The sequence below is a fragment of the Amnibacterium sp. genome, assembly GCF_036559085.1.
Taxonomy (GTDB): Bacteria; Actinomycetota; Actinomycetes; order Actinomycetales; family Microbacteriaceae; genus Amnibacterium.
This window is the reverse complement of sequence record NZ_DATBTU010000038.1, coordinates 25,726-40,955: the sequence shown is the minus strand read 5'-3', so window position 1 is coordinate 40,955 and position 15,230 is coordinate 25,726. Positions and strand designations below refer to the sequence as shown.

Here is a 15,230-nt window from a genome sequence, read left to right as displayed (position 1 = left end):
GGGGGATGTGAGAGGGGGTCAGCGGGCCAGGCGGCTCACCTTCACGTACTGGAACATCGAGGTGAAGTCGCCGGGGCCGCCGAGCGAGATCAGGCCGATTCGCGCGGTCGACCCGAGCGCGGCCGTCCAGGTGATGCCCTTGTCCCAGTGGTGCCCGTCGAGGCTGGTGTACGCGGTGTACGCCTCCTGCCCCGACACCGTGTGCTTCACGATCCGGAGATAGGTCCAGTCGCCGACCGGCCCGACCACGCCGTTGCCGTAGGACGGCTGACCGGGCGCGGCGGTGCTGATGTGCTTGCCGAACTCCGTCTGCCGCGTGTTCCAGATCGAGTTCGAGGTGAGGCGCACGTAGTCACCGTCGCTCCTGTACACGATCAGGCCGCCCTGCACGTAGTTGTGCACGTCGTTCAGGCCGGTGTTCACCGACACCTTCGTCTCGACGACGTAGTCGCCCTGCGGTGCCGGCTCGGTCAGGACGGATGCCTGCGAGTTGTCCGGCGGCTGCAGATCGGCGTTCTGCACCTTCCACGAGAACGCGCCGCCGCTCACCGAGTAGGTGCTCGGATCCGGCTGCCGCACCCACGACCAGCGGCTCGACAGCGACGATCCGTTGAACGTGTCGGACAGCGCCGCGATGGGCTTGCCCGGCTTCGCCTGCGGGACGAACGACGGGCGGTACGCCGTCCGCTCGCCCGGCTGCGCGGCGGGCGCCGGCATCGTGCCGTCGGACGGGCCCCGGTCGCCCCGGACGACGGGCCAGCCGCCGCGCCAATCGAGCGGATCCATCAGCGCGGGCCGCTTCGTGTACGTCGCGTTCGTGCCGCCGCTGTAATACGGGTCGGTCCGATCCACGGCGTGGTAGACGATCCAGTCCTGGCCGGAGTAGTCGGTGATGACCGCGTTGTGGCCCGTGCCGACCCAGCGGTTCCCGTTCTGGCCGAGCACCGGGGTGCCCCCGACGCGGCTGGCCGTGATCGCGACGCCGTCCTTGTCGACGAACGGCCCGAGCGGGCTCCTCGACCGGGCGGTGAAGACGCTGTAGCCGGTCAGCGAGCCGTTGCAGCAGTTCGTGGCCGAGCCGAAGAAGTAGTACCAGCCGTCGCGCTTGACGATGTAGGTGCCCTCGTAGCGGTTGTCGATCGCGATCCGCTTCTCCGTGGAGGCGATGGAGGTGCGGCCGTCGGCCGACAGCTGCCGCACGAAGATGCCGCCGTTGTACGAGCCGAAGTACAGGTAGTCGTGGCCCTTCGCCGAGATGACCTCGGGATCGAACTCCCAGCGGCCCTGGCCGTTGTCCGGGTTCACCCCCGGCGGCACGACGGGCGTGCCGGTGTCGGTCCACGGCCCGGTCGGCGACGAGCTGGTCGCGAGGCCGATCGCGGAGCCGCCCGCCTTCGTGTCGGATGCCGTGTAGTACATCCGGTACTGCCCGTTCCGGTACACGACGTCGGGCGCCCAGACGCCCGCGTCCGACTTCAGCCAGGACGGCTTCGTCGGGAACGCGTCGCCGGCGTAGATCCAGTGCACGAGGTCGGTCGACCGGTACTGCGGCACCTGGTGGATCACCAGCGCGCCGGTCGAGTCGGTCTCGCTCGAGGTGAGCGCATCCGCGGTGCAGTAGAGCGTCCAGCGGTGGTCACCGGCGGTCGGTCGCAGCACGAACGGATCCGCGCAGCTCGCCGCGGTCTGCCCGTGCGGCAGCTGCAGGTCGAGCGGATTGGAGTAGGTGCCGGCGGTCCTGGCATGGGCCGGGGCGGCGGATGCGGCCGGCGCCGCAGCGACGCCGAGCAGAGGTACCGCCAGGACGGCGGCCGTGAGGACCACGGGGATCTTGAGGCGCACAGATGCTCCCACTTCGTCGTAGGCCGCCGGGACCGGCGGGTCCGCGCAGCGTAGGAAGCGCCTCTGCGAGGTCTCTGGTAAGCGCTGTAAATACGCCGAGTCCACGGCGTGTGGGTGCCACCCGCGCGGCGCCGTGCCCGCGAGGCCCACCCGCGAGTGCTGTCCGTGCGGACAACTGCTCGCGCTGCAGCAGCCACAGTTGTCCGTGCGGACAGCAGACGGACGTCGGGCGGGCGGATGCCGTCCGCTCAGGCGGATCCGGGATCGCGCGGCCTAGCCTGAAGCCATGGCAGCCGAAGCCTCCGCCACCCGCTCCTTCTCGGTCCCGCAGGAGCGGCGGCTCGTCACCGAGCTGCCCGGCCCGCGATCCCGCGAGCTGCAGGAGCGGCGCATCCGCTCGGTCTCCCGCGGTGCCGGCACCCTCGCGAACATCTACATGGACCACGGGTCGGGCGCGGTGCTCGTCGACGTGGACGGCAACCAGATCATCGACCTGGGCTGCGGCATCGGCGTCACGACCATCGGCCATGCGAACCCCGACGTCGCCGCGGCGGTCGCCGAGCAGGTCGCGAAGCTCACCCACACGCTCTTCACCGTCACGCCGTACGAGAACTACGTGCGAGTCGCGGAGAAGCTCGCGGAGATCACCCCGGGCGACTTCGAGAAGCACTCCGTGCTCGTCAACTCGGGCGCGGAGGCCGTCGAGAACGCCGCGAAGATCGCCCGCCGCTACACCGGCCGCCGCGCCCTCGTCGTGCTCGACCACGCCTTCCACGGACGCACGAACATGACGATGGCCATGACCTACCGTCCCTGGCCCGAGCGCGAGGGGATGGGGCCGTTCCCCGGCGACATCCACAGCGTGCCGATCAGCTACCCGTTCCGGGACGGCCTCTCCGGCGAGGAGGCGGCGGAGCGCGCGATCGACCTCATCGAGACGCACATCGGGCCGCGCGAGGTGGCGGCGTTCTTCGCCGAGCCGATCCAGGGCGACGGCGGCATCATCATCCCGGCGCCCGGCTACTTCGCCCGCATCGCCGAGTACTGCCGCGACAACGGCATCGTCTTCGTCGCGGATGAGATCCAGGCCGGCATCGCCCGAACGGGCGCCTGGTACTCGATCGAGCACCACGGCGTCGTGCCCGATCTCGTCACCTCCGCCAAGGGCATCGCCGGCGGCATGCCGCTCGCGGCCGTCACCGGTCGCGCCGAGATCATGGACGCCGTGCAGCCCGGCGGCATCGGCGGCACCTTCGGCGGCAACCCGGTCTCCACCGCGGCCGCGCTCGCCGTCTTCGACCTGATCGAGCGCGAGGACCTGATCGGTGAGGCGCAGCGCGTCGAGCGGACCCTCGTCGAGCGGATCGGCGACTGGCCCGACCGCTTCGACGTGGTCGGCGACGTGCGCGGCAAGGGCGCCATGTTCGGCGTGGAGCTCGTCCAGCCCGGCACGAGGAAGCCGAACCCCGCCGCGCTGAAGCACGTGCTCACGTACGCGGCCGAGCGCGGCGTGATCGCCCTCGACGCCGGCTCCTGGGACAGCGTGCTGCGGCTGCTGCCGAGCGTCGTCATCTCGGGTGCCCTGATCGACGACGCGGCCGGCGTGCTCGAGGAGGCGCTCGCCACGCTGCCGGGCAGCGGCGACGAGCCCGATCCCGTGCCGGCGTCCTGAGATCTCCCAGCAGAACTCCCGTGATCGCGGTACCTTTTTCGCACCCCGGCGCGCTTCGGGCGATCGAGGAATCATGACCCAGCACGACCAGCATCCTGCGCACGACGGCGTCTCCGCCGAGGCGGTGCTCGAGATCTCCTCGGTGGCGGGTGCCTCCATCTCGACGTTGGGCGGCCTTCTGGGCTCGGAGACCCTCTCCGCGAGCGACGAGATCATCGCCCGCATCGACGAGATCCAGTTCGATCTCGGCGAGGGGCCCTGCTGGGACGCGATGAGGATCGGCCGTCCCGTTCTCGAGCCCGACCTGCGCCATCGCACCGACGCGACCTGGCCCGCCTTCATGCGAGCGGTCACGAACGACAAGGTGGCGGCGCTGTTCGCCATCCCGCTGAACGTCGGACCGCTCCGCATCGGTGCCATCGACATGTACGACGTGCGCGTGCGTTCCCTCGACGAGGGCGAGCTCGGCCGCGCCGTGGCGCTCGCAGCCGACGTGAGCCGCACGGTGCTGCGGCAGGCGATCGAGGAGAGCGGTCTCGAGGAGACGCCGGCCGCCGTCCGTCCGATGTCGCGCCGGCGGATCCACCAGGCCACCGGGTTCGTGATCGCGCAGCTCGACGTGTCCGCCGCGGATGCCGAGCTGCTGATCCAGGCGAGGGCGTTCGCCGAGGGGCGCACCATGCTCGAGATCGCCGACGAGATCCTCACCCGGCGCCGACGGTTCACCGTGCGGGGCGGCGAGATCGAGGACGAGCGGTGAACGAGACCAGCCGCGAACTGGAGCTGCTCGACGCGTTCGCCAACCTCTCCGACACGCTCGTCGGCGGCTACGACGTGGTCGAGCTGCTGCAGCTGCTCGTCGACACCTGCCGTGACGTCCTCGACGTCACCGCCGTGGGGCTTCTGCTCGCTTCCCCCGACGAGGAGCTCGAGCTGGTCGCCTCCACGAGCGAGGAGAGCCGGATCGTGGAGACGTTGCAGCTCGGTGCCGAGAACGGCCCGTGCGTGCACTGCTTCCACACCGGGCAGCCGGTCGCGGTACCCGACATCGCCGCCATGCGGGACACGTGGCCGGAGTTCGCGGCGAGCGCGAGCGAGCAAGGGTTCCGAGGCGTCTTCGCGATCCCGCTCCGGCTCCGCTCGACCACGATCGGGGCGATGAACCTGTTCCGCGCCGAGCCGGGCGAGCTGAACGAGCGCGACCTGCGCGCCGCGCAGGCGCTCGCCGACGTCGCGACCATCGGGATCCTGCATGAGCGCAGCTTCCGTGCGAACGATGTGGTGCGCGAGCAGCTGCAGATCGCGTTGAACTCCCGGATCCTCATCGAGCAGGCGAAGGGCGTCATCGCCCACCGCCACGGCGTCGACATGGACGAGGCGTTCGGCATGCTGCGCACGTACGCCCGGACGAACCGCGTGCGCCTCGTCGAGACCGCGCGGGGCGTCGTCGAGCGGCGGGTCCCGCTCTAGGTCCTAGGCCTCGTCCACCTCGAAGGCCGCGGCGTCGTCGAACTGCGCGACGGGCAGCGGCTCGCGGAGATGAGCGGACCGGTCCTTCAGCCCGCGGACGAACTCGCGGTCGACGAGCTCATCACCCGCGGTCGTCAGGTCCTCGGACGACAGCTGGCTCATCGGCCCGATGAGCAGCGTGGACCGGCCGGCGGATCCATCGGGGCGCCTTGTGGGCACCCGCACGAGATCGTGCCGGCCGTACTGGGCGAGGACCCAGGCGTACTCGAGCACGGCATCCGCGACGTCGTCACCGGTGAGGAACGATGTCCCGGTGCAGAAGTAGACGCGTTGCATTTCCAGTCCCTTGATCGGCCGATGATCGGATCCCTGGGTCTGGGGGAAACGGTTGCGGCAGCGACGGTACACCCGGATGCGCACGGACCGAGGGGGATGCGCGATCGGGGCCGCTGTGCTACCCGCGGGCCCTGCAGGTGATCGGGCCGTTCAGCGCTGCTCGGCGAGGAGCCGCGGGAGCTCGTCCGCGAGCTCCCGTGCGAGGAAGCCGACGGGGCCGATCCGCTCCGCGAGCCGGTCGCCGGCGGTCGCGTGGAGCCAGGTCGCCCAGCAGGCGGCGTCGCCGAGGTCGACGCCGCGGGCGACCAGTCCGGCGATCGCGCCGGCGAGCACGTCGCCGCTGCCGGAGGTGGCGAGGCCGGGGTTGCCGGCCTCGATGTGCCGGAGCCGGCCGCCCGGCTCCGCCACGTAGCCGCTGCCGCAGACCACGGCGCCGTAGCGGTCGGCGAGCTCGGGCAGGTCGTCCGTCTCATCTCCCGCATCGTGGCCGAGCAGGATCTCGGTCTCCGTGCTGTTCGGGGTGAGCAGCAGCCGCCCCTCGAGCGGCCGGCAGACGTCGGGGTCGTTCGCGAGCGCGCCGAGCGCGAACGCGTCGAGCAGCACGACGGTGTCGTCGCCCGTCATCGGGACGAGGCGTTCGAGCAGCTCGTGGGCCTCGTCGGCGTCGTCGAGACCTGGCCCGACGACCACGCAGTCCACATCGAGCTGGCCCTCGAGGGCACTGCCCGCGCCGCCGGTGACGGACCCCGCGCGGTTCTGCGGCAGCCCGATCACGCCCGCCTCGGGGAAGGCGACGGCGAGCGGCGCCGCGACGGCCTCGGCGACCGCGACCGTCAGCCGGCCGGCGCCGACGCGGAGCACGGCGAGCCCGGTGAGGGCGACTGCGCCGGGGGTCTTCGCGGCGCCACCGACCACGAGCACGTCCCCCCGCTGCCGCTTCGACGGCGCCGGTGCCGGCAGCGCCGGCAGGGTCTCCGGGGTGGTGGTCTCAGACTCGCGCGGCATCCGTGCTCCCTCCGTGCTCCGTCACCTCGTCGAGGTGGCCCACCTCGTTCACGACGGTCGCGCGCCACGGCCCGGCCCGGTCGTCGCGGACGAGTCGCGTGATCGAGGCGTTCGGGATGGGGTGAGCAGCCGCGCCCTCGAGCAGGGCCTGCTCGTCGATCCGCTCGCAGACGGCCCGGAAGAGGTGGATGACGGCGTCGTGCGCGACCACCAGCACGCGGTCGCCGCTCGCCGTCAGGTCGATCAGTACCGAGCGCACCCGGAGCGCGACGTCCACCCACGACTCGCCCCCCGGCGGACGGTAGTAGTACTTGCCGAGGAAGGCGCGGCGTGCGGCCTCCTCGGGATGCAGCTCCCGCACCCCGCGGCTGGTGACCGTGTCGAGGATGCCGAGCTCCCGGTCGCGCAGCCGTTCGTCGATCCGCGGCTCCGCGCTCCAGCCGGCCGCTGCGAGCGCGATGGAGGCCGTCGAGCGGGCGCGGAGGTAGGGCGAGACCCACACCGCGTCGGGCTCCGCCTCGTCGGCGAGCCTGCGGCCGAGGTCCTCCGCCTGGCTGCGACCCAGGTCGGAGAGCGCCACGTCGGGATCCCGCGCGGGGACGGCGACGCGGAGCGCGCCTGTGCGCTCGGCCTCGGACGCCGCGATGTTCCCGGCGCTCTCGCCGTGGCGGCAGAGGATCAGCTCCATCTGGGCCGCCTCAGTGCGACGAGCCCTCGGACTCGATCTCCGTGCGGTCGTCGCTCCAGAGGGTGTGGAAGGTGCCCTCCTTGTCGACCCGGCGGTAGGTGTGGGCGCCGAAGAAGTCGCGGAGGCCCTGGATGAGCGCGGCCGGCAGGCGGTCGGCCCGCAGCGAGTCGTAGTACGACAGCGCCGACGCGAAGCCCGGCACCGGCACCCCGGACAGGGCCGCGGTGGAGACCACGCGCCGCCAGGCGGCCTCGCCGTCTGCGACGGCCTTCGCGAAGTACTCGTCCGCCAGCAGCGTGGGCAGGTCGGGGTTCCGGTCGTAGGCCTCGACGATGCGGTTCAGGAACCGGGCGCGGATGATGCATCCGGCGCGCCAGATCTTCGCGACCGCGCCCTTGTCGATGTCCCAGCCGAACTCCTTGGCGCCCGCGATGATCACGTCGAAGCCCTGCGCGTAGGCGACGACCTTCGAGGCGTAGAGGGCGGCGCGCACGTCGTCCTCGAATCCGTCTGGCTTCGCCACCGGCTTCGGCCGGTCGCCGGCGAGGGCGCCGACCGCGGCCCGCTGCTCGGGCTTCGAGGACACGGCGCGGGCGAAGACCGCCTCGCCGATGCCCGAGACGGGGATGCCGAGGCCGACGGCGTTCTGTACGGTCCAGACGCCGGTGCCCTTCGAGCCCGCCTGGTCGACGACGACGTCGAGGAACGGCTTGCCGGTCTCGGCGTCCTTCTGGCGCAGCACCTGGGCCGTGATCTCGATGAGGTAGGACTCGAGGTCGCCCTCGTTCCAGGCGTCGAACACCTGGGCCATGTCGGCGGGCTCGTACCCGCCGATGCGCCGCAGCAGGTCGTAGGACTCGGCGATGAGCTGCATGTCGGCGTACTCGATGCCGTTGTGCACCATCTTCACGAAGTGCCCGGCGCCGTCGGAGCCGATGTGGGTGACGCAGGGCTCGCCCTCCGCCTCCGCCGCGATCGACTCGAGGATCGGGCCGAGCGTCTTGTACGCCTCCGCCGAGCCGCCGGGCATGATCGACGGGCCGTTCAGCGCGCCCTCCTCGCCGCCCGAGATGCCGGTGCCGACGAAGTTCAGCTGCTTCTCGCGCAGCGCCTTCTCCCGGCGGATGGTGTCGGTGAAGAGGGAGTTGCCGCCGTCGACGATGATGTCGCCCGGCTCGAACCGCTCCGCGAGCTGGTCGATGACCGCATCCGTGCCCCGGCCCGCCTGCACCATGATGATCGCCGCGCGCGGCTTCTTGAGGCTCGCGACGAACGCGTCGATGTCGTGGCTCGGCACGAAGTCGCCCTCGTCGCCGTGCTCCGCGATCACCTGGTCGGTCTTCGCGGCCGTGCGGTTGTAGACGGCGACGGTGTGGCCGTGGTGGGCCAGGTTGCGGGCGAGGTTGGAGCCCATGACGGCCATGCCCACCACCCCGATGTCGGCGGTGGCCGTGGTGCCGGAGTCGGAGGTTGCGGTGTCGCTCACGAGCTGCTCCCAGGGGGTCGGATGGCGTTCAGGCGACTGTATCCGTCCTCCCCGAAGGCTCGCCCCGCGTTGTCGAGGAGCGGGTGGCTGCCTCACTGCCGCGGCCGGGTGGGGCGTCGGTAGGCTGCGGCCGCCCCGCATCCCTCGACGAGAGCGAGCCCATGCCGAACGAGCGCCTGCGCGTCGTCGCCGCCACCCCCATCCCCGACGAGCTGGTCGCGACCGTGCTCGCCGCGGAGCCGCGGATCGACTTCGTCGTCGACCAGTCCCTGCTGCCGCCGATGCGCCACCCCGGCGACCACGCGGGCGACCCCGGCTTCCGGCGCACCGACGAGCAGCAGCGCCGCTTCGAGGAGCTCGTCGACTCGGCGCAGGTGCTCTACGGCATCCCGGGGGAGCGGCCGAGCGAGCTGCGGCGCACGGTCGAGGCGAACCCGTCGCTCGAGTGGGTGCAGCTGATGCCCGCGGGCGGCGGCGCCCAGGTGCGCGGGGCGGAGCTGACCGAGGAGCAGCTCGGCCGCATCCGCTTCACGACCACCGCCGGCGTGCACGCGGGACCGCTGTCGGAGTTCTGCGTGCTCGGGCTGCTCGCCGGCTTCAAGAGCCTGCCCCGGCTCGAGGAGCACCAGCGGCGGCACGAGTGGGCCGACGGCCGCTGGATCATGAAGCGCCTCGACGGCAGCCGCGTGCTGCTCGTCGGGCTCGGCGGCATCGGGCGCCTGACGGCGCAGAAGCTCGCCGCCCTCGGCGCGCACGTGTCCGGCACCTCGCGGCGCGACGTCGAGGTCGATGGCGTCGAGGAGGTGATCCACCCGGATGCGCTCGCGGACCGGGTGGGGGAGTTCGACGGCATCGTCGTCTCGCTGCCGGGCACACCGGACACGGAGGGCCTGATCAGCGCCACGGTCCTGGCGAGCGCGAAGCCGGGGGCCGTGCTCGTCAACGTCGGGCGCGGCACCGTCGTCGACCAGGAGGCGCTCGTCGAGCAGCTGCGCGCCGGGCGGATCGGGTTCGCCGCCCTCGACGTGACGACGCCGGAGCCGCTGCCCGCCGACCATCCGCTCTGGGACGAGCCGAACGTGCTGATCAGCCCCCACACCGCGGCACTCAGCGACCTCGAGGACGAGCTGATCGCGAGGCTCTTCGCCGAGAACTGCACCCGCTACCTCGACGGCCGCGAGCTGATCAACCCGGTCAACACCCGCGAGTTCTACTGAGGCGCCGCCGATCGCCGCGCTGGAATCGCGCCGTTCCGGAGTTCCTGAGCGACACGCCGCGCCTCGGCGCTCATCCGCGGGGTGTCGCCCGATTTCTCCGGATCCGCGCGATGCCGGCCTCGTCGCTCACCGTGCGGAGCGGATCCCTCGCCGCCTCGGAGGTCGGGGCGCTACCGTCTGCCCCGTGGACCTGCCTCCGATCGTCGTGATGGGCGTCTCCGGATCCGGGAAGACGACCGTCGGCACCGCGCTCGCCGAGCGCGTCGGCGGGGTGTTCCTCGACGCCGACGACCTGCATCCGGCCGCCAACGTGCACAAGATGTCCCAGGGCATCCCCCTGAACGACGCCGACCGCGCCCCGTGGCTCGACATCGTCGGCAAGGAGATCCGCAAGCGGCAGGGCGAGGGCCGGACCGTCGTCATGGCGTGCTCGGCGCTGAAGCGGAAGTACCGGGAGCGGATCCGCGCCGAGGAGCCCGCCGCCTTCTTCGTGCTGCTGACCGGCACGCGCGAGGAGCTCGAACGGCGGATGCAGGCCCGGCACGGGCACTTCATGCCGGCGTCGCTGCTCGACTCGCAGCTCGACACCCTCGAGCCGCTCGGCTCGAACGAGCACGGCGCGACGGTGAACATCCACGGCACGAAGCAGCAGGTGGTCGACCGCGTGCTCGACGCGGCGACGCACTCGAAGCGCCCCGCCTAGCGCCCGCGCCCGTCGTGCTCGGCCCTCGGCCTTGAAGTGCTTGACCGCGCGATTCCGGGCGCGGCGGCCGTGCGGAAGGGGCCCGGCCGCGTCCGGTATGCTCGTCCGTCGGACTTCGGCGAGGGATGCGCATCCGCATCCGTGATCGACGCGGCGCGCCAGGAGGCGTGCGCTCGACCGCCGACCGATCGACCGGGCCGGTAGGGCCCACGGAGGGACCGACATGGCCGAGAAGATCACTGCAGAGCGTCGCGAGTCGTTCGGCAAGGGCGCTGCCCGCAAGCTGCGTGCCGCAGGCCGCATCCCCGCGGTCATCTACGGGCACGGCGCCGAGCCGGTGCACATCTCGCTGCCCGGCCACGAGACCGCGCTGATCATCCGCAAGGCGAACGCCGTGCTCGAGCTCGACTTCTCGGGTGCGACGCAGCTCGCGCTGATCAAGGACGTGCAGAAGGACCCGGTGCGCCAGGTCATCGAGCACGTCGATCTGCTGCTCGTGCGCAGCGGCGAGACCGTCCAGGTCGAGGTGCCGGTGCACCTCGAGGGCGAGTCGGCCCCGGGCACCATCGCGACGCTCGACGCGCAGACCCTGCTGCTCGACGTCGAGGCCACGCACATCCCGGAGCGGGTCCTCGTCTCGATCGAGGGCCTCGCCGAGGGCACGCACGTGACCGCGGCGGACGTGACGCTGCCGGAGGGCGCGAAGCTCGCCTCCGACCCGCAGCTGCTGATCGTCGGCATCTCGGGCGAGGCGTCCGACACGGAGGACGAGACGGCGACGCCGGCCGCGCCTGCCGAGCCGGCCGAGACCGCCGCCGCGAGCTAGTCGCAGCATGGACGAGGGCCCCTGGCTCGTCGTCGGACTCGGCAACCCCGGGGGCCAGTACGCCGGCAACCGGCACAACGTCGGGCGGATGGTGCTGGACGAGCTCGCGCGCCGCATGGGCGTGCGGTTCGGCCGGCACAAGACGAACGCGTTCGTCGCCGAGGGCCGGGAGACGCCAGGCGGTCCGCGTTACGTGCTCGCCGCGCCCGAGACGTACATGAACGAGTCGGGCCGCCCCGTCGGGCGGCTCGTCAAGTTCTACTCGCTGACGCCCGAGCGGCTGATCGTCGTGCACGACGAGCTCGACATCCCGTTCGGCGCCCTGCGTCTGAAGACCGGTGGCGGGCACGGCGGCCACAACGGCGTGCGCGACATCGCGACGGTGCTCGGCACCCCGGAGTTCGCCCGCGTGCGCGTCGGCATCGGGCGGCCGCCCGGCAGGCAGCCCGCGGCGGACTTCGTGCTGCGCGACTTCACGCCCGCCGAGCGCAAGGAGCTGCCGCTGCTCGTCGGCGCCGCCGCGGATGCGGTCCTCGCGCTCTCGACGGACGGCCTGGCGGCGGCCCAGCAGCGCTTCAACACCGCGCCCGCCTGACCGCCGCCCCCTTCTCCTCCTCGACTGTTGCCACTTTCTGCGACCTTGCCGGCGTCAAGGTCGCGAAAAGTGGCAACAGTCGTCTCTGCGAGAGGCGCAGCTGCAGGGGTTGCCACTCGTGGTGACTTCTCGCGTCCGGAAGTCGCCACGAGTGGCAACTCCCGGGGTCGGACGGGTGAGACCGGTGAGGTGGGGTGCGCGGGTCAGGCCGGGTCGAAGCGGCGGCGCACCGTCGACGCATCCGCACCCGATCCGCCGACCGCGGCCATCGGATCCCCGGAGGCCAGGTCCGTGACGCCCGCGGTCTCGAGCGCCCCGATCGCCATGGTGCGGCGCACGGCCGCGAACGTGAGCACGTGCGCGACCACCCCGCCGAGGGTGAAGGTCTGCGGGGGATCGCAGGTGAGGTCGACGAACGTCGCCTCGGCCTGGCCGTCCGCGACCGGCGCGACGATCACCTCGCGGAACCGCGGCGCGACGGCGTCGAGGCGCCTGCGCAGCCCGGCCGGGCTCGTGTCGCCGGCGGCGATGCTGGTGCCGCCCTCGATGGCAGTGACCCACTGCTCGAGCTGCCGCACGAGGCGGTCGCTGAGGGTGCGCAGGGTCGGCGACGCGTCGATGCCCTCGACGGAGAGGGCGATTGGGGAGTCGAGCGCATCCGGGACGGCGTCGAGCCGGTCGAGGATCGCGGCGGTGGTGTCGAGGTGGTGGTCCACCATGCGGAGAAGGACGTCCATGGGATCGCTCCGAGCGAGAGCCGACAGCGCGAGGCCGCCGGGCGGATGGAAGTGGATGCCGGACGGCGCCGGGATGCGGTGGCGCACCCGGGCCGTCCGGCGGTAGTCCGACGGCGGCAGCCCGAACGCGCGGGTGAACGCGCGGGTGAAGCCGTCGGGGGAGTCGTACCCGGAGGCGATCGCGACGTCGACGACGGTGTCGGCCGTCGTCGTCAGGCGATGCGCGGACCGCTCGAGCAGCAGCCGCCGGCGGAGCGCGCCGGGCGGCTCGCCGAGCGCGGCGGTCAGCAGACGGTGCAGGTGGAACCGGGAGAGATGCACCCGCTCGGCGAGCGACCCGAGGTCGGCCTCGTCGAGATGCGTGTCCAGGAGATCCAGGACCTCGTCCACCGTCGGCATGCCCTCATCCTGCGCGGAGGGAGGCGCATCCGTGCCGACCGTTCTTGCGCACCTTCGAGCGCCCCCGATCTCGCGACTGTTGCCACTTTTTGCGACCGTGAGGCACTCAAGGTCGCAAAAAGTGGCAACACCCGGGACTCGGATGGCAGGGGTTGCCACTCGTGGTCACTTCTTGAGCCCGCAAGTCGCCATGAGTGGCAACTCCCCAGATGCGGATGGGATGCGCGTCAGTGGGGGAGCAGGCTCACCGGCACCATGTAGAGGCCGAAGGCCATGACGATCCCGCAGAGGATCCAGACCGTCCAGCGGTACGCGCCCCGCATCGCGTGCTCCTTCGGCAGCGCCTTCACCTCGAGCGCGAGCAGGAAGCCGAGCACGATCGGCAGCAGCAGCGCGTTCATCACCTCGACGTCGACGGCGAGGGTCACGAGGTCGACCGCGGAGAGCACGACGACGGCGCCGAGGATGTGGGCGAGCGCGTAGACCGTGTAGAACTTCCAGCTCGAGCGGTCGATGCGGCTGTTCAGGCTGTGCTTCCAGCCCATCACGTCCGCGACGCCCCAGGAGCCCGCGAGCGATACGACGAGCGCCGCGACGAGCCCGCCGCCCAGCACCGCCGCGCCGATCAGCACCTTCGCCGGCATCCCGCCGAGGAACGGGGTGACCGCGTTCGCGATGTCGCCGACGGTGTTCAGCGTCGGCTTCAGCCCGTGGGTGAAGACCGTCGCTGCAAGCGTGACGATGACCGCGATCATGATGACCTGCGTGAGCACCGCGCCGAACGCGGTGTCCCGCCGCTCACGCGGCAGCGCGGCGACCGTGAGGCCCTTCTCCACCACCGCGGTCTGCTGGTAGAAGATCATCCACGGCATGATCACCGCGCCGATGTTGGCGGCGAGCAGGTACACGTAGCCCGGCTGGTTCAACGGGATGCTCGTCGCGCCCGACACGATGTCGCCGAGCTTCGGGCCGGCGAGCACCATCGCGACGATGAACGCGAGCTCCCCGAGCCCGACGAGGATCCCGATCCGCTCGGCCCGCCGATACCGCCCGAGCAGCGCCACCGCGAGCAGCAGCACCGTGGCGACGGGGATGGTGAACCAGCGCGAGACGCCGAACAGCTCGCCGACCCCCGCGATGCCCGCGAACTCGGTGAGCAGCGCCCCGATCGACGACAGCAGCAGCGTGCCCGCCGAGAGGTAGCCCCAGCCGCGCCCGAAGTGCTCCCGGATGAGCAGGCCGTGCCCCTTGCCGGTGACGATCCCGAGCCGCACCGTGATCTCCTGCACCATGAACAGGATCGGGATGAGCAGCAGCTGCGGGATGAGCAGCGCGTAGCCCCACGAGGCCCCCGACTGGGCGGCGGTGACGAGGCAGCCCGCGTCGGTGTCGGCGAGCATGACGATCAGGCCGGGGCCCCAGACGCGCAGCAGGCCGCGACGGGAGCCGACGGCCTCGGCCGGCTCCGCGGGGCGCGTGGTGGTGTCGGTCCCCGCGCTCACTCGTTCCACGGTAGGTGAGGTGAGCCTTACCTCCCAACCGGGGGAGGGGCTCCGGGGCGTTCTCTCATGGAACGCCCGGACGACGGGGCCACGCTGCTCGCCCGGGACGGATCGGTCGCCGCGGCGACCCCGCCAGGGGCCGGACGTCGAGGAGGTCGGATGAGGGACGCGGCACGCGAGACGCTGGACGGCGCGGTGGCGGGGGTCGTCGCCACCGTCGCGATGAGCGCCGCGCTCGCCGTCGCGGCGAAGGCGGGGCAGCTGCGGGAGCCGCCGCCCCGCGCGATCGTGCGCGCGCTGCTGCCCGGCCTGTCCACGGAGGCGGTGAACGCGGGCGCCCTCATCGCGCACCTCGGCTACGGGGCCGGCGCAGGCGCCGTGCACCGCTCGCTGCTGCGCGGTCCCGGCGTCGCCGCATCCGTCGCCTCCGCGCTCGCCATCTGGGCGGGTGCCTACGAGGGGTGGGTGCCGCTCATCCGCGCGCTGCCGCCCGCGCATCTCGACGACCGTCGCCGCCAGACCTCGATGGTGGTCGGCCACGTCGTGTACGGGGCGACCCTGGGGCTGCTCGCCGTGCGGGCGCGCCGCCGGGATCGGGCCGCGCTGCGCCGGGCGACGGCGACGGCAGCCCACGCCGCCACCGAGTAGCGGGGCCGTTCGCGTCGCGATTCGTGCCGCTTCGCGCGAGCGGATGCGGCAGAAGTCGCGACGCGAACGGAGCGCGTGCGGGCGCCGTGGTCGCCCGCAGCGAA

15 protein-coding genes are annotated in these 15,230 nt (G+C 72.2%); 8 read left to right on the top strand and 7 right to left on the bottom strand.

The genetic code is table 11. From position 1 onward, the window contains the following. Positions 1 to 18: 18 nt before the first annotated feature. Positions 19 to 1,842, bottom strand: coding sequence for a family 43 glycosylhydrolase (locus VIG76_RS07105; RefSeq protein ID WP_331952547.1), 1,824 nt, complete (start codon positions 1,840 to 1,842; stop codon positions 19 to 21). A gap of 286 nt (positions 1,843 to 2,128) precedes the next feature. Between VIG76_RS07105 and VIG76_RS07100 the strand changes: the two genes are divergently transcribed. The 3 genes from VIG76_RS07100 (at position 2,129) to VIG76_RS07090 (ending at position 4,984) form a co-directional block, all read left to right on the top strand. Next, the gene (locus VIG76_RS07100; protein WP_331952545.1) at positions 2,129 to 3,514 is read left to right on the top strand and encodes an aminotransferase class III-fold pyridoxal phosphate-dependent enzyme; all 1,386 of its coding nucleotides are present in this window, start codon (positions 2,129 to 2,131) and stop codon (positions 3,512 to 3,514) included. Between the two features lie 73 nt (positions 3,515 to 3,587). Continuing rightward, entirely contained in the window at positions 3,588 to 4,274 is a 687-nt protein-coding gene (locus VIG76_RS07095) for a GAF and ANTAR domain-containing protein (RefSeq protein ID WP_331952543.1), read from the top strand. Continuing rightward, the gene (locus tag VIG76_RS07090; RefSeq protein WP_331952541.1) at positions 4,271 to 4,984 is read left to right on the top strand and encodes a GAF and ANTAR domain-containing protein; all 714 of its coding nucleotides are present in this window, start codon (positions 4,271 to 4,273) and stop codon (positions 4,982 to 4,984) included. The genes VIG76_RS07095 and VIG76_RS07090 overlap by 4 nt, the downstream gene beginning before the upstream one ends. 3 nt (positions 4,985 to 4,987) lie before the next feature. Here the strand turns inward: VIG76_RS07090 and VIG76_RS07085 are convergent, their stop codons facing one another. The 4 genes from VIG76_RS07085 to gndA all read right to left on the bottom strand — a co-directional run bounded on the left by VIG76_RS07085 (position 4,988) and on the right by gndA (position 8,640). Continuing rightward, complete coding sequence (locus VIG76_RS07085) at positions 4,988 to 5,320, bottom strand: hypothetical protein (protein WP_331952539.1); 333 nt, start codon at positions 5,318 to 5,320, stop codon at positions 4,988 to 4,990. A 150-nt stretch (positions 5,321 to 5,470) separates the two neighbouring features. Next, positions 5,471 to 6,325, bottom strand: a complete 855-nt coding sequence (locus VIG76_RS07080; RefSeq protein ID WP_331952537.1) for an NAD(P)H-hydrate dehydratase — start codon at positions 6,323 to 6,325, stop codon at positions 5,471 to 5,473. After that, positions 6,309 to 7,013: a histidine phosphatase family protein gene (locus VIG76_RS07075; protein WP_331952535.1), complete on the bottom strand. Its 705-nt coding sequence runs from the start codon at positions 7,011 to 7,013 to the stop codon at positions 6,309 to 6,311. The genes VIG76_RS07080 and VIG76_RS07075 overlap by 17 nt, the downstream gene beginning before the upstream one ends. 10 nt (positions 7,014 to 7,023) lie before the next feature. After that, the gene (gene gndA / locus VIG76_RS07070; RefSeq protein ID WP_414640614.1) at positions 7,024 to 8,640 is read right to left on the bottom strand and encodes an NADP-dependent phosphogluconate dehydrogenase; all 1,617 of its coding nucleotides are present in this window, start codon (positions 8,638 to 8,640) and stop codon (positions 7,024 to 7,026) included. A gap of 20 nt (positions 8,641 to 8,660) precedes the next feature. On the opposite strand from gndA, the gene VIG76_RS07065 reads away from it, so the two are divergent. From VIG76_RS07065 to pth, 4 genes are all read left to right on the top strand, one after another. Then, the gene (locus VIG76_RS07065) at positions 8,661 to 9,716 is read left to right on the top strand and encodes a D-2-hydroxyacid dehydrogenase (protein WP_331952531.1); all 1,056 of its coding nucleotides are present in this window, start codon (positions 8,661 to 8,663) and stop codon (positions 9,714 to 9,716) included. Positions 9,717 to 9,900: 184 nt separating this feature from the next. Beyond that, positions 9,901 to 10,419 (top strand): gluconokinase, encoded by a 519-nt coding sequence (locus VIG76_RS07060; RefSeq protein WP_331952529.1) that lies wholly within the window; start codon positions 9,901 to 9,903, stop codon positions 10,417 to 10,419. A gap of 223 nt (positions 10,420 to 10,642) precedes the next feature. Continuing rightward, a complete protein-coding gene (locus VIG76_RS07055; protein ID WP_331952527.1) occupies positions 10,643 to 11,245 on the top strand; it encodes a 50S ribosomal protein L25/general stress protein Ctc in 603 nt (200 codons plus the stop codon). 7 nt (positions 11,246 to 11,252) lie between these two features. After that, positions 11,253 to 11,840: an aminoacyl-tRNA hydrolase gene (pth, locus tag VIG76_RS07050; protein WP_331952525.1), complete on the top strand. Its 588-nt coding sequence runs from the start codon at positions 11,253 to 11,255 to the stop codon at positions 11,838 to 11,840. Between the two features lie 203 nt (positions 11,841 to 12,043). Here the strand turns inward: pth and VIG76_RS07045 are convergent, their stop codons facing one another. Together VIG76_RS07045 and VIG76_RS07040 are read right to left on the bottom strand one after the other, a co-directional pair. After that, positions 12,044 to 12,976: an AraC family transcriptional regulator gene (locus tag VIG76_RS07045; RefSeq protein ID WP_331952523.1), complete on the bottom strand. Its 933-nt coding sequence runs from the start codon at positions 12,974 to 12,976 to the stop codon at positions 12,044 to 12,046. Positions 12,977 to 13,203: 227 nt separating this feature from the next. Continuing rightward, positions 13,204 to 14,478 (bottom strand): NRAMP family divalent metal transporter, encoded by a 1,275-nt coding sequence (locus tag VIG76_RS07040; RefSeq protein WP_331952521.1) that lies wholly within the window; start codon positions 14,476 to 14,478, stop codon positions 13,204 to 13,206. Between the two features lie 159 nt (positions 14,479 to 14,637). Here VIG76_RS07040 and VIG76_RS07035 point away from each other — a divergent pair, with 159 nt between their 5' ends. Beyond that, positions 14,638 to 15,126, top strand: a complete 489-nt coding sequence (locus tag VIG76_RS07035; protein ID WP_331952519.1) for a hypothetical protein — start codon at positions 14,638 to 14,640, stop codon at positions 15,124 to 15,126. The last annotated feature ends 104 nt before the right edge of the window (positions 15,127 to 15,230 follow it).